Origin of the sequence: Gemmatimonas sp., assembly GCF_044345575.1 — a bacterium.
In the GTDB taxonomy this organism is placed as follows: Bacteria; Gemmatimonadota; Gemmatimonadetes; order Gemmatimonadales; family Gemmatimonadaceae; genus Gemmatimonas.
The window spans coordinates 1-14,692 of the sequence record NZ_JBIJAW010000055.1 but is presented as its reverse complement, the minus strand read 5'-3'; the positions used below and the strand labels follow the sequence as shown (position 1 = coordinate 14,692).

Annotated in this window: 8 protein-coding genes and 1 pseudogene; 8 read left to right on the top strand and 1 reads right to left on the bottom strand. The window is 70.2% G+C overall.

The features are described 5' to 3' along the window. Positions 1 to 1,031: amidohydrolase family protein (locus ACIQ6O_RS05495; RefSeq protein ID WP_396206778.1), on the top strand; the 1,031-nt coding region annotated here is incomplete at its 5' end. 418 nt (positions 1,032 to 1,449) lie between these two features. On the opposite strand, the gene ACIQ6O_RS05490 is transcribed toward ACIQ6O_RS05495, so the two are convergent. Continuing rightward, entirely contained in the window at positions 1,450 to 2,280 is an 831-nt protein-coding gene (locus ACIQ6O_RS05490; RefSeq protein WP_396206777.1) for an IclR family transcriptional regulator, read from the bottom strand. Positions 2,281 to 2,879: 599 nt separating this feature from the next. Between ACIQ6O_RS05490 and ACIQ6O_RS05485 the strand changes: the two genes are divergently transcribed. The 7 genes and pseudogenes from ACIQ6O_RS05485 to ACIQ6O_RS05455 form a co-directional block, all read left to right on the top strand. Next, positions 2,880 to 5,900 carry a SusC/RagA family TonB-linked outer membrane protein gene (locus ACIQ6O_RS05485; protein WP_396206776.1) on the top strand — a complete coding sequence of 1,007 codons (3,021 nt, stop codon included), beginning with the start codon at positions 2,880 to 2,882 and terminating at the stop codon, positions 5,898 to 5,900. A gap of 20 nt (positions 5,901 to 5,920) precedes the next feature. After that, positions 5,921 to 7,198 carry a RagB/SusD family nutrient uptake outer membrane protein gene (locus ACIQ6O_RS05480; RefSeq protein WP_396206775.1) on the top strand — a complete coding sequence of 426 codons (1,278 nt, stop codon included), beginning with the start codon at positions 5,921 to 5,923 and terminating at the stop codon, positions 7,196 to 7,198. Beyond that, the gene (locus ACIQ6O_RS05475) at positions 7,198 to 9,054 is read left to right on the top strand and encodes a DUF885 domain-containing protein (RefSeq protein WP_396206774.1); all 1,857 of its coding nucleotides are present in this window, start codon (positions 7,198 to 7,200) and stop codon (positions 9,052 to 9,054) included. Before ACIQ6O_RS05480 ends, ACIQ6O_RS05475 begins: the two co-directional genes overlap by 1 nt. A 47-nt stretch (positions 9,055 to 9,101) precedes the next feature. Then, on the top strand, positions 9,102 to 11,429 hold the full coding sequence (locus ACIQ6O_RS05470; protein WP_396206773.1) for a DPP IV N-terminal domain-containing protein: 2,328 nt from the start codon (positions 9,102 to 9,104) through the stop codon (positions 11,427 to 11,429). 18 nt (positions 11,430 to 11,447) lie between these two features. Next, positions 11,448 to 12,908 carry an alpha/beta fold hydrolase gene (locus ACIQ6O_RS05465; RefSeq protein WP_396206772.1) on the top strand — a complete coding sequence of 487 codons (1,461 nt, stop codon included), beginning with the start codon at positions 11,448 to 11,450 and terminating at the stop codon, positions 12,906 to 12,908. After that, positions 12,905 to 14,230, top strand: a complete 1,326-nt coding sequence (locus ACIQ6O_RS05460; RefSeq protein WP_396206771.1) for a dipeptidase — start codon at positions 12,905 to 12,907, stop codon at positions 14,228 to 14,230. The genes ACIQ6O_RS05465 and ACIQ6O_RS05460 overlap by 4 nt, the downstream gene beginning before the upstream one ends. Next, positions 14,230 to 14,692 (top strand): annotated as a pseudogene (locus ACIQ6O_RS05455) (hypothetical protein); the annotation flags it as partial. The gene ACIQ6O_RS05460 and the pseudogene ACIQ6O_RS05455, both read left to right, overlap by 1 nt.

Here is a 14,692-nt window from a genome sequence, read left to right as displayed (position 1 = left end):
GCCTCGAGTACGTCCCTGCTGTGTATGCGGAACGGCCCGAGCTCGTTGCGCTCGCCAGCGCTGCGCGCCGCCCGCACTCGGTGTACGTGACACATCTGCGTGACGAAGGCGCGGCACTCGAGCAGGCGCTGGCCGAGGCCATCGAGGTGGGGCGGCGCTCCAATCAGCCGGTGCACGTGAGTCATCTGAAGAGCACGGGGACCGCGAACTGGGGAAAGAGCGCGGCCGTGCTGCGAGGCTTCGATTCGCTCGCGGCGCTCGGCCAACGCGTGACCTTCGACGTGTACCCGTATCCCGCGTACAGCACCTACTCCGATGTGCTGTTTCCGGGGTGGGCATTGGCCGATGGCCCCGACGCAGTGAAGCAGCGCCTGTCGGACAGTTCCGTGGTCGCCAGGCTCCGGCGGGAGATGCCGGCGGTGTGGGCAGCGCAAACCGGTGGTACCGCCGCGAGCATTCTTTTTCGCACGGCGCCGTCAGCCCCCGAGCTGGTAGGCAAGACCCTCGCCGACTACCTGGCCGCCAGAGGCCGCAAGGACGACATCGAGCAGATCATCACGGCGCTCATCGAACTGCAGCGCGCCGGCGGATTCACGGCGACGGTGCAGGCGATGAACGAAGGCGACATCGAGGCGTTCATGAAGCACCGCGCCGCGATGATCTCCACTGACGGTGATCTCGTCACGCCCGGTCAGGGGTTTCCGCACCCGCGGAGCTACGGCGCCTTTCCGCGCATGATCGCGGAGTACGTGGACCGGCGGCATGTCCTGTCACTCGAAGCCGCCATCGAGCGCATGACGTCACGGGCCGCGCGGGCGTTTACCCTGCGCGACCGCGGCATGCTGCGCGCGGGCATGAAGGCGGACGTCGTGGTGTTCGACCGCGCGCGCCTGCGGGACGTGGCCACGTTCACCGATCCGCATCACTACGCGACGGGTGTGGTCCATCTCTACGTGAACGGCACGGCTGTCATCAGCAATGGGGCGCTCACCGGCGCCCGCCCCGGTGCTGCCATCCGGCGCCCACAGTAGGTGGCGCCGGGCGACCGCGGTCAGCGTGCCGAACCTGCGAGAGACGCGACAGCCTGAACGAATCGATCTCGTGCCGCGTGCGATCGCTCGTCACGAGGTCGGCGCAGATTTCTCCGATCACGCTGCAGCACTTGAACCCGTGCCCCGAGCAGGGCGACACCAGGAGCACTTCCGGGAGTTCAGGCGAGCGGTCGACCAGCCGATGCTGTAGTGCTGGGCCAGCTCCCCCATCCACGGGCCGGGGGCGAGCACCGCCTGCCCTTGTGGTGTTGGGCTACCACACCGAATGCCGGGCCTGCGAGCTCCGTCTCCGGAACGGCCGGGGGCCCACGCGTACGCCAGCTGCGGCGGTGGCCCGCACGCGGCTCCCGTACGGGACGGCCGGTGTCGGACTCCGCCGCCGACTCGGTTGCGCGCCTCAGTCGCGCCGTCGACGGCGACGATCTGACGCCACGGGCCGGTGCGACGACGCGTCGGCCCGAGCCGGCGCCTCCTCCACGGCGGTCACCCGTGGCACCCCGCCCAACACGGCCGTCCCCTCGGCGGAGGCCCGCGCCACGAGCGGCTGCAGCTGGCGCAGCCGTGCAGCGCCGGCGCGCACCGAGGGAAAACCGATGGTGACGGCGGCGGCGGCCCCCCCCGTGTGATCCCAGACCGGCGCGCCCATACCGTAAACATCGGCATACCATTCCCCGCGGGCGATGGCGACCCCCGACCGCCGGACCTCGTCGAGCTGGTCCATGAGCGTCGGCAGGTCGGTGATGGTGGCGGCCGTGTAGCGCGTCAGCGTCTCCCCCAGCAGCGCGCGCCGCTCCCCACCGGTGAGCCACGCCGTGAGCACCTTGCCACCGGCGGAGGCGTGCAAGGGCGGATGGCCCCCGAGCACGCCTGGGACCACCAGTGGCTGCGGCGCGTAGACGATGTCGACCGTGGTCGCGATGGCACCGGACCGAACGACCAGCGTGGCGCACTCTCCCGAATCGCGGGCAAGACGGATCAGGACCGGATGCAACGCCCGTTGCAGCGGAGAGGATTGCTGGGCGAGTGCGCCAAGCGCTGCCAGGCGGATCCCCAGCCGATACCGACCAGAGCGCTCGTCGTAGTCGAGGAACCCGGCCTGCTCGAAGGTGCGGAGCAGCCGGTAGACCGAACTGCGGGGCCGCCCCAGTCGCTCGGCGATGTCGAGCGCAGCGAGCTCGGGGGTGCGCTCGCTGAACAGCGCAAGGACCGTGTTGAGGGTGGCGAGCATGGTGGAGGATGGGGAGGGCGGCGCACTGGCGCGGTGCGAAGCAAGCTAGAGGTCCGGGAAGCAGCGGGGAATAGCGGGGGAACGGTGGGGGCGAGCGTACGCGGCACGGCTGCGCGTCACGCCCAGCATGCGCGGATGCGCCCGCGCGCGAGTGTGCAGGAGTGCGCTCGACGCGGCGTCGGGGGTGTGCAGGATCGGCTGCAGCGAGGCGCGAAAGGCGCGCACGGCAGCCTCGGTGCGAGTGCGTGTCTCTGGGCCCCCTCGTGTCTCGCAGCACCTCCATGATCAGATCGCAGCTGGTGACCAGCCACTGCCCGATGGATGACGCCCAGGTCACCGGCTCAGTGGCCCGCAGGCGATGGAAGATGGGGTAGGGATCGCCGGTTAACTGGTCGAGCGTGACCGTGGCCTCAATGGGGAACGCGGGGTCCGTGGTCATGGGAAGCCGGGGTGGAAGGAGGCCGCGCGGGCTCGCCGAGTGGAGGGTGGCGACACTTGCTTGCCGAAGTGAGTCCCCATCGGTACGATACGATGCATGATGTGAGACTGGATCTCAATATATGAGATTATTCAGTCACGCACCCCCACCGATTCCCCCCATGCCCCGTCCCAGCCCACACCTCCACGTCACCGCCCTGCTCTGGGGCGGCGGGTTGGCCGTCCTCGCGGCCACCGCGGCCCCCGCCCTCGCCGCCTCGCCGGCCGCCCCGGGGGCTTCTCCAACGGTCGTCACGCGCCTGCAGGCCGACTCCATCAGCGGTACCGTGACCGATACCCGCGGCCGTCCCGTGCAAGGCGCGCGGGTTCTCGTCGTGGGCACCAGCACCACGGCACTTACCGACCCCCGCGGGCGCTTCCGCCTGACCGGCGTCGGCGGCACCGATCGGACCGTGCGGGTCACCGCCATCGGCTACCAGGCACAGTCCCGGACGATCGGCGCGGGGAGCGCCACGCTCGCGTTCACGCTCAGCGAGCTGTCGGTGAATCTCGATGAGGTGGTGGTCACCGGCACGGCGGGCACCGTAGAGCGCCGCGCGGTGGGCAATGCGATCACCAAGATCGATGCCCGCGGCACACTGGAGCGGGCGCCGGTAACCGACGTGTCGCAGCTGATGAACGGCCGCGCCTCGAACGTGGTCCTCACCGCCAACTCCGGCATGGCTGGTGCGGGGACCAAGGTCAACATCCGCGGCCGCAACAGCCTCGCCCTCACCGGTGCGCCGCTCGTCTACGTGGACGGCATTCGCATGGACGCCGCGCAGGCCTCCGGCCCGGCGATCCAGGGGGCCAACGTCGTCTCCCGCCTCAACGACATCAATCCGGCCGACATCGAGTCCATCGAGATCATCAAGGGCCCCGCCGCCGCCACACTCTATGGCACCGAGGCCTCCAACGGCGTGATCCAGATCATCACCAAGTCCGGGCGCGCCGGCGAGAAAGCCCGGCTCACCTTCACGGCAGATCAGGGAACCAACGAGTTCGCAGACCCGGCCGGACGCATCCCCACCAATTATGCGCGCTCGCCGCAGGGGCAGATCCTCTCCTTCAATGCCGTGGAAAATGAACGGACGCTGGGCAACGGCATCTGGCGCACAGGACAGTTCCAGCGGTACGCGCTCGGCATCGATGGCGGCGCGGGGCCGGTCAGCTATCGCGTGGGTGGGGTGCTGCAGGATGACGAAGGCATCGACCTCAACAACCGGCAGCAGCAGTCGTCGCTTCGCGCCAACCTGCAGTTCCTGCCGCGCCCCTCGCTGACGGCCCGTCTCGACCTGGGCGTGGTGACCGGCAAGACCAGCTTCGCCCCGCAGGAAGGGGGCGGCGCGCCGCTATTCAGCGCCATCAACGCCAACCCGCTGACAGCGAGCTCCCCCAGCCGCGGCTTCTTTGCCGCGCCCCCTGAGGTGCTCTACGGCGTCAACGACGTCTTCCAGCTGCTGCAGCGCACCACCGTCTCCGCGCAGCTGCAGCACCAGTTGGGCAGCCGCCTCACCCAGCGGCTCAACATCGGCACCGACATGGTGCAGGAGAACAACCAGAACATCGTGCGTCGCATGATCCCCGAGCAGGCCCGCTTCTTCAGCCCGGCGGTCGCAGCGGGACGCAAGGATGTGCAGCTGCGCGACGCGCGCACCAACACGCTGGACTACAGCGCCACCTACACCGCCACGCTCCGCGACGGGCTCACCAGCCAGACCAGCGTGGGCGCCCAGTACTTTGGCCGCCTCACGCGCCTCACCACCGTCAGCGGCCAGCAGTTCCCCGCGCCGGGACTCAGCACCATCCTGGGTACGTCGGTGCGCACCGGTGGCGACGACTTCATCGAGAACACCACCATCGGGACCTATGCCCAGCAGCAGCTGGGATGGCGCAACCGGCTCTTCGTGACCGGCGCGGTCCGTGTGGACAACAACAGCGCCTTCGGCACCGACTTTCAGGCGGCAACCTACCCGAAGATCAGCGGCAGCTGGGTGGCTAGCGAGGAAGGGTGGTGGAAGAAGGGCGTAGTGAACACCTTCAAGCTGCGCACCGCGTACGGCGCAGCAGGGCAGCAGCCGGATGCGTTCGCAGCGCTGCGCACGCTGGGGCCCGTGACTGGCCCTGGCGATCAACCGGCCCTCACCACCCAGGCGGTGGGCAACCCCGACCTCAAGCCGGAACTCGGCACCGAGCTGGAGCTGGGCTTTGATGCAGGGCTCTTCCAGGACCGCGTGGCGCTGGAGTTCACCTGGTTCCGCCAGGACCGTCGCGACGCGATCGTGCTGGCGCCGGTATCCCCCTCGAGCGGGTTCATCGGCACCCGCTTCACCAATCTGGGCGCCATCCGCAACGATGGCTTCGAGCTCCGCACCACGGTGGCGGTGCTCACGGGCGAACGGCTCGGCTGGGATCTCACCGCCACGCTCAACGCCAACGAGAACGAGATCACCGATCTGGGCGGACAGCCACCGATCTTCGTCGGCACCTTCCCGCGCGCCCAGCAGCACCGCGTCGGGTTCCCGGTCGCGGCCTTCTTCGGACAGCGGCTGGCCAGCGCCACGCTGGACGCCAACGGACAGGCTACCAACCTGCAGTGCGAAACCCCCACCGGGCCTGCCCCCTGCGCCACCGCGCCGCTCACCTATTTGGGCCGCTCCACCCCCAAGTACGAGGGCGCCGTCACATCCACCGTGCGCCTTGGCCAGCGACTCCGGCTTTATACCATGGTCGATTTCCGCCAAGGGATGCGTCGCTTCGACACCAACCTGTGGGCGCGCTGCACCGTGTTCCGCCTCTGCCGCCAGAACTACTATCCGCAGGAGTTCGATCCGCGCGACGTGGCCTACGCGCAGCGCGGCAGCGCGCTCGTGCTCACCAGCGGATTCATCAACGACGCCTCCTTCGCCAAGCTGCGTGAGGTCTCGGTGTCGTACGACCTTCCCGACGCCCTCGCCCGCCAGGTGCGCGCCTCGCGCGCCTCGCTGCTGCTGGCCGGCCGCAACCTCTATACCTGGACCCGCTGGTCGGGGCTGGACCCGGAGACGGAACAGCCGGGGGGCTTCGGCGAGCTCACCGCCAGCGAGCAGGCCAACCTGCCGCTCCCGCGGCAGCTGCGGTTCTCCCTCAACCTGACCTTCTGAGGCGCCCGGTGCCTATCTCCATGACCCCTCGTTCCCGCGCCGCGCGAGCGACCGTGCGCGCCAGCGCCCTCGCCTTTTTCGCCGCGACCACGGCGTGCGGCTCCCTCCTTGAGGTGGACGTGCCCAGCCGCGTCCCCGCCGATGACGCTATCGTCCCGGCGAACGCCGCCATCCTCATGAACTCCGTGGTCGGCGAGTTCGAATGCGCCTTCGGCGGCGCCGTCGTGAGTGGTGGTACGCTGGGTGACGAACTCGCCAACTCCTCCACCGGCAACACTACCTGGCAGGTGGATCGCCGCGACATCGCCACCAGCTCCACCATCAGCAACGGTGGCTGTGGCGGGCTCGGCCCCTTCGGTGCCCTCAACGTCACGCTCTGGCTCTCCGGTGAGTTGCAGAAGGGGCTCGAGTCATGGACCGATGCCCAGGTCACCAATCGCCGCCAGCTGCTGGCCACCAACGCGGCGTACGCCGGCTATGCGCTCCTCCTGCTGGGAGAGCAGATGTGCACCGCCACCATCGCCACGGGCCCGGAACTGCCCAAGGCGCAGGTGTGGACGCGGGCCGAGGAGCGCTTCACGGCGGCGATCGCCGACGCGCAGGCCAGCAACACCGCGGACATGCTCGCCATGGCCTACCTCGGCCGCGCCCGCGCCCGCCTCAACCTGACGCGCCTTGCGGAGGCGGCGGCTGACGCGCGGCAGGTGCCCGCGAACTTCGTGCGGAACGCCACGTACTCCAGCGCGGACCCCCGCCGCTTCAACCCGGTGTTCAACAACAACAACCAAGGGGCGGGGCTCACGGTGGGACCGGTGTACCGGACCTTGACCTTCGCCGGCGTGCGCGACCCCCGGGTGCCGGTGACCAACGCCAACCGTACGGGGGCAAACAATTCGGACTCCCTGTTCGTGCAGACCAAGTACGCGAGCTTCGCCGCCCCCATTCCCATCGCCAAGTGGGCGGAGGCGCAGCTGATCATCGCCGAAGCGGAGTTGGCGGCAGGCAACGTGGCGGCGGCCGTGGCGATCATCAACACGCTGCACGCTCGCACCACCCCCGCCCTGCCGCCGTTCGCCTCCACGTCGGCGACCGAGGTGCGGGCCCAGCTCATCTACGAGCGCCGGGCGGAGCTGTTCCTCGAGTCGCAGCATCTTGGCGACTATCAGCGCCTGTCCCTTCCGTTTGTGCCGGCCACGGGCGCACCGTTCCCCTTCGGTGGCGGCTTCTACGGCACCAATCGCTGCTTCCCGCTCCCGGATCTGGAGCGCACGACCAACCCCAACCTGAACGGCCGGTAATGCCCTGCCACTCGCGTCCCCGGGCGCTCGCCACCACCATCCTCCTGCTCGCGTTCACCCTGCCGCCGGCGCTGCTGTCGACCCGGGCCAGTGCGCAGGGACGCGGTCGGGAGCGGGCGTCCGGTGGCGCGGCGATGGGGGACAGTGCCCGCGTCACCGCCATCGCCGACGCCCTGTGGGCGCGCATCGTCGCCACGGAGGCTGGCGTGCGCCTGCGTACCGGAGCGCCGGTGCGGCAGCTGCCGGTCCCATCGCAGGAGGAATCGGAGCAGGATGCCGCATTCGGGCGGCGCATCCTGGCGCAGCTGGACAGCATCGGGGCGCTCCCTGTGGGGAGCGAGGCTTGGAGCCTGGCGGCGGTCACGCGGGCGCGCGCCATGGAGATGGCCGACGAGGCGGACGCCTTCTGGTTCCGCAACCCCGTCTCCCCCTATGGCAACGGGTTCGTTGGCGTGCACGCGATCCTGGGCGCCCGGCGTCTCGCGACCCCGGACGACCTGACGCGCTACCTCGACCTGGCCGGGCAGTATGCCGGGGTCGTGGACGCGGTGCACGGGTACCTGCGGGGGCAGGTACGGCACGGGTACCGCATGCCGAAGCCCGAGGTGGCGGCGGCCGTCACGCTGCTGCGGCAGTTCCGCACCGAGCCCGCGCGCAGCCCGCTGGCCGTAGCCGAGCCTCGGCTGCGTGGACTTCGCGCGCAGGACAGCACGGCCGTGGCGCGTTTTCAGGAGCAGTTGCAAGCCGAGGTGGTCGAGCGGGTGAACCCGGCGTTCGACCGGCTCCTATCGTGGCTGGAGGGGCCGTACCTGGCGCAGGCCCCCGTCACTGTGGGGCTCGCGCAGTATCCCGGGGGAGAGGCCCACTATCGTCGGCTGGTGCGCGCCTCGCTCACCTTCGACCGGACCCCCGAGCAGATCCACGAGCTGGGGCTCCGTGAGATCGCGCGCATCACCGCCGAACTGGACTCCATCCGTCAGACGCTCGGGAATGCGGGAGGGGAGGCGGCGGAGCATACGCGCACGCAGGAGGCGTTTCATCGGTACCTGCGCACGGCCCCGCGCTTCGTGCCCGCCTCCCCCGACGTGATGCGCGACAAGATGCTGGGGCATCTGGCCACTCTGCGCCCCCGGTTGGGTGAGCAGTTCGCCGACTTGGCCCGCGCCCCGTACGACGTGCGCCGGCTGGACCCGGCGCTGGAGGCGGGGATGACCTACGGCTACTACCGCCAGCCATCGGCCGCCGACTCGACCGGGGTGTACTTCTTCAACGGCGGGCAGCTCGCGCAGAAAACCACCGTGTGGTTCGAGGGGTTGGCGTACCACGAGATCCACCCGGGGCATCACTTTCACCTGGCGCTGGTGCAGGAGGTGCTGGCGAACAAGCACCCACTGCGCCGCAACTATGCCAGCACCGCCTACACCGAGGGGTGGGGGGAATACGCGGCCGCGCTGGCCGAGCTGATGGGGGGCTATCGGGATCCGTACGACCGCTATGGGCGCCGCATCATGGAACTCTACAGCGCCGCGCGCCTGGTGCTCGATACCGGGCTCAATCTGCTCGGATGGAGCCACGAGCGCGGGCTGGCCTACCTGCGCGCCAACTCGGTGATCTCCGACGCCGAAGTGGCGTCGGAGGTGTTGCGCTACTGCTGCGACATTCCCGGCCAGGCGCTGGGCTACCGCATGGGCATGCTGACGTTCCAGCGCCTGCGGACGCGCGCCGAGCAGGCGTTGGGGCCGCGCTTCGACCCGCGCGCCTTCCACCGGGTAATCCTGGCCGACGGTCCGCTGCCCTTCTTCGCGCTTGAACAGCGTGTAGACGCGTGGCTGGCGCAGCAGCAGGGCGCGCGCTGATTCCCCGGGGGCCCAGCCAGCCCTCACCCTCACCACCGGTCGTGTCCGTGCCACCGTCTCCTCATCGTCCTGCAGCCCCCCGCGCGCGTACCGCCGCGGTGTTCGTTGGCGCCCTCGTGGCTGCATCATCGCTGGCCACGCCAGTGGTGGCGCAGACGGCCCCGATCAGCCCGGCGCGTCGCGCGGTCTACGACGCCTACCTCGATTTCGATCAGCTCGTTCAGGGCGGGCGGGTGGTGCCGGGGTGGATCCCGGGGGGCACGAGTCTCTGGTACGCCGACGGCGGCCCCAACGACCGGGTGCTGCAGCGCGTGGAGCTGGCCACCGGACGCACGACGCCGCTGCTGGATGCCGAGCGGCTGCGCCGCGCCCTCGTCGAACGGCTGGGCCACGAGCCCGCCGGCCGTGGGGTGCCGTTTGCCCAGGTGGCGTTCACCGCGCCGCAGCAGCTGCGCTTCGAGCTGGAGGGGGACAACTGGCAGCTGGAGCTCGCCACCTATGCGCTGACGCGGCTACCGCGCCCCACCGCGAACGAGGGCGATCGACTGGCCACCAGCGAACTGACCCGCCAGCGGCCGCAGCCCTTCTGGCAGGAGTCCTTCACCGGCGGCGGCGAAACGCGCAATCTCGAGCGCCGCTCGCCCGACGGCCGCTGGTACCTCGGCGTGCAGGGGCATGACATCGCCCTGCGCTCGGCGACCGACGGGCGCACCCTCATGCGTACCACCGACGGCACCGCCGATTCACTGTGGACCGTGGAGACGCGCCGCTGGGAACCGTGGTCCCCCAGCGGCACGCGCTTTGTGGCGCAACGCAACGATGTGCGCGGCATGCAGAAGATGCTCGGCGCGCAATGGCTCAAGATGTTCGTGGAGCCGCTGGAGACGCGGTGGACGCGGGCGGGCGGCGTGCTGCAGGTGCCCTCGCTGTATGTGCTGGACGTGGTGTGGGGGCGTCCGGTGGCGTTGCAGCTCGGGGACACCCGCGACAGCTACCTCGAGGTCATGGGGTGGCTGCCCGACGAATCGCGCGTGCTGGTGGCCAAGTACGACCGCCTGCTGCACGCGGTCGAGGTATGGGCCGCGGACCCATCCACGGGCGAGGCCCGCGTCATCATGAGCGAGCGCTCCCCCACCTTCCTCACCAATCACCACGAGGTGGTGTGGGGCGACGATTTTCCGTGGACGATCCTTCCCGACGGCACCGGGTTTCTCTGGCGCTCGGAGCGCGACGGATGGGACCACCTGTACCGCTACGACCTGAATGGCCGCGTGGTGGCGCGCCTCACGCAGGGCAGCTTTCCTGTGACCGCGGTGGTGCGCGTGGACCAGCCGCGCGGGTGGGTGTACTTCCTGGCGCAGGGTGATCCGGCGCGTCCGTACGATCGGCATCTGTATCGGGTGCCGCTCGCGGGCGGCGGCGCGGCCCAGCGCCTCACCGAGGGGTCGGGGATGCACGAGGTGACGATGTGCCCGCTGGCCGACTGCTTCGTGGACACGTGGTCGTCCCCCGCGGGTGCGCCGCGCACGGCGCTGCGGCGGGCCGACGGCACACTGGTCACGACGCTGGGGGAGGCCAGCCTCGATCGCCTGCGTCGCGTGGGGTGGACCCCGCCGCGCGAATACGTCGTGAAGGCCGCCGACGGGAGTACCGACCTGTGGGTCACCATGTACCTCCCCTTCGACTTCGACAGCACGCGCACGTATCCCGTGGTGGAGTTCCTCTACGCGGGGCCGCAGATCGCGGTGCGCCCCACCACCTTCACCGAACCCGGACCGGCGCAGTACAACCGCGCACTCGCCAATCTGGGGTTCGTAGTGGTCACGCTCGACGCGCGCGGGACCCCCGGACGATCGAAGGCGTTCCACGATGTCGTGTTCCGGAAGTGGGGCACCTTCGAGATCGCCGACCATGCGGGCGCGATTCGCCAGTTGGGGGCCCGGCTCCCCTTCATGGATCTCACTCGCGTGGGCATCTGGGGACGCTCGTGGGGCGGGCACTACGCGCTGCGCGCGCTCGCCCAGGCCCCCGACCTCTACTCGGCGGCCTCGGTGGAGGTCCCCGGCTTCGATCCCGTGGGGAACCAGCTGTACGAGACCTATCTCGGGCTGCCGCAGCAGAACGCAGCGCTGTACGACCAGGCCAACGCCATCCTGCTGGCCCCGAAGGTGCGCGGGCACCTGCGACTCATGAGCGCCCTCAGCGATGTGGCCACCTTCCCCGAGGCGATGCGCATGTCCGAGGAACTGGTGCGTCTGGGCTTCCAGCACGAGCTGTCGATCTTCGCCAATTCGGGCCATGGTCAGGTCGGCCAGACGGCCCGCTACAACGACGAGCAGCGCACGCAGTTCTTCGTGCGCCACCTGCGCCCGTGACCCTTCAATGACTCGCTCATGACTGTCGTCCGCCGCGTGCGTCGCACGCTTCCGCTCGTCGCCCTCGTGGCGACCATCACGCCCTCCTCGTCACCCGGGCAGGTGCCCGACGCCACCCATCTGGTGGCGCAGCGCACCGTCACCATCGAACGCACGGTGATGGCGGTGTGGCCGCACATCGTGGAGCCGTCGGCGTGGAAACAGGGCAACCGTCTCACGCACGTGGGGGGACCATGGGGCGCTGCCGGCGAAGTATTCGCCGCACGCCCGGCGGCCGGGGGCGCGCCGGACTACTACCTGGTAAACGCGGAACTCGTGCCCTACCGCCGTCGCACCATGAAGCTGGTGGGGACGGATGGCACGCTCATGGGGTTCGCGACCTATTCGCTCGAGGAGCACGATGGGCGCACCACGGTGCGCTACGACGTGTTCGCGGAAACGCGACTGCCGGCCGGGCTGACGCCCGGGGCGGCGGACACCGCGCGGGCGCGCGCCGCGGCGGGACAGCGCGCCTCGGCGCAGCGTTTCGACGCGGAGCTGGCGGCCCTCAAGCGGCTGGTGGAGGCGGGGCCCCCGGAGCGCACGGGATACGCCACGACCCCCGACGGCGTGCGGCTCTGGTACCGCGAAGTGGGGCGCGGCCCCGACGTCGTGCTGGTGAACGCGGCCAACTACTTCGCCGCCAGCCTGGACGCCCTGGCCTCCGACACGCGGCGTGTAGTGACCTACGACATCCGCGGACGCGGACGTACCGACTCGGTGCCACCGGACAAGATGGGAATTCTCGAATTCGATGCCATCGACCCGGAAGTGATTCGCCAGGCCGTAGGTGCGGACAAGGTGACCATGGTGGGGTGGTCGGGCGGCGCGCTGGCGGCCTATCGCTACGCCGAGCAGTTCCCGGCGCGCGTCTCGCGGCTGGTGCTCCTGACCCCGGTGGGGCCGCGCTTTTCACCCTGGTGGGAAGACATGCGCAAGAACTCGGCGCCCCGCATGGATCCGGCACTGCAGAAGCAGATGGCCGCCCGCGTCGCCGCCGGCGAGTTTGCCGGCGACGAGGTGGGACGGTGTCGGATCGGGGCGTGGATGGGGCTGCGCACCAACTGGCCCGACTCCACCCAGTGGTATCGTGCACCCGATGTGTGCGACTCCCCCAACGAGGTCGGGTCGCGCTACAACGATTTCGTGCCTCGGCTCATTGCCAAGCTGGGGCTGTTCGACTTCCGCGAGGGGCTGTCCCGCTTCCGGCTGCCCCTGCTGGTCGTGCATGGTGACCGCGACAATCCGCCACTCGGCGGGAGCGAGGAGTGGGTAGCCGGCATGGCGCAGGGGCGCCTGCTGGTGATGCCCGGCATGGGGCACTGGCCGCAGCATGAACGCCCGGCCGAGTTGCTCGCGGCGCTGCGCGCCTTCCTCGACGGCGGTTGGCCCACGGGCGCCGCGGCAGTGCCCAGGGCGCCAGCGGCGAAGGCCCCATGATCGCCCCACGCAACGCCTTGTCACGGATCGCCGCGGCCGGTCTGACCATCGCGGGCCTGTGGAGCGCGCCATTCACCGCCCTGCCGGCGCAGAGGGCAGCCACCGACGACGCGGCGCTGCGCCGCGCGCGGGCGCTCCTGCGCGAGGTGGGGCTGGTGGACACCCACAACGACCTGCCGTGGGTGCTGCGCCTCGACCCCACGCATCCCATGGACCTCACCGCGCGCGATCTGCGCGCGCGCGGCGCCGGCGACACGGACTTGCCGAAGCTGCGGGACGGCGGGGTGGGGACGCAGTTCTGGTCGGTCTACGTGCCAAGTGACCTCTCACCGCTGAACGCCATGCGCGCCCAGCTGGAACAGATCGACCTGACCCGGCGCCTCATCGCGCGCTATCCGCGCGATCTGGGGTTCGCCGCGAGTTCGGCCGACATCCGGCGCGTGCGCGCGAGTGGACGGATTGCCTCGCTCCTGGGAATCGAGGGCGGGCACGTCATTGCCAACTCCCTGGGAGCGCTGCGGGCGTATTATGACCTCGGCGTGCGCTACATGACGCTCACCCACTTCCACTCCACCGACTGGGCCGACGCGGCAACGGAGCTGCCGCGCCACGGAGGCCTCACCCCCTTCGGCCGCGAGGTGGTACGCGAGATGAACCGCCTCGGCATGATGGTGGATATCTCGCATGTGTCGCCAGCGGCGATGAGCGCCGTGCTGGATGGGTCGGAGGCCCCGGTGATTTTTTCGCACTCGTCGGCGCGCGCCCTCACCGACCATGTGCGCAACGTGCCCGATTCGATTCTGCAGCGCATGGCGCGCAACGGTGGCGTGGTGCAAGTGAACTTCGTCACGGTGTTCGTGTCCGAGCCGCTGCGGCGCTGGTCGGAGGCGCTCATTCCGCGGTTGCAGCGGGCCACGAGCGACAGCGCGGCCGAGCGACTGCTTCGCGAGTGGACCGCCACGCACGGCCCGATGCCGCGCGCCACTCTCAAGGACGTGGCGGACCACATAGAGCACATCCGCCGCGTGGCGGGCGTCGACCATGTGGGGATTGGGGCGGACTTTTATGGCGCGACCGGCCCGATGAATGTGGTGGAGGGGATCGAGGACGTCTCGCGCTATCCGGCGCTCTTTGCCGAGTTGATTCGCCGTGGCTGGAGCGACGCGGAGCTCCGCAAGCTTGCCGGCGGAAACGTCCTGCGGGTGTTCACCGAGGTGGAGCGGGTGGCAGCGCGGCTACAGCGCACCCGTGAGCCCTCTACCGCCACCATCGAGGCGCTGGACGGGGCGAAACGTCCCGCCACACCGCCGGGAGGCCACTGATGCTGAACGGGCTCTATACGCTGCTGTCGCAGCCGTTTGGTGGGGCGCTGTTGGGCGGCGTCCTGCTGGTGCTGGGCGGGCTGGTGGCGCTGGCCGCGCGTCGCCGCGGGCGGGTGCTGCGCCTGGTGGCGCTGGCTCCCGCGCTGATCGGGGTGGTGCTCACCGCCATGGGCACCAAGGGGGGACTCGACCAGCAGCGCGCCATGGCAGCGGCGCCGGCGCCGGGGACGCTGGTGGATGTCGGCGGGTACCGGCTGCACCTGCTCGCCGAAGGGAACGCGCGCGGTGGCGCGACGGTGGTGTGGATCCCCGGCGCGCACGAGCAGGGGAACGCACTGTACCACCTGCATCGGGCCATGCGCGGCGAGACCCGGTCCATTCTGTTCGATCGCGCGGGCACCGGGTGGAGCGACCCCGGCCCCTTTCCGCGGCGCACGCGGGTGGAGGCGGAAGAGCTGGAGA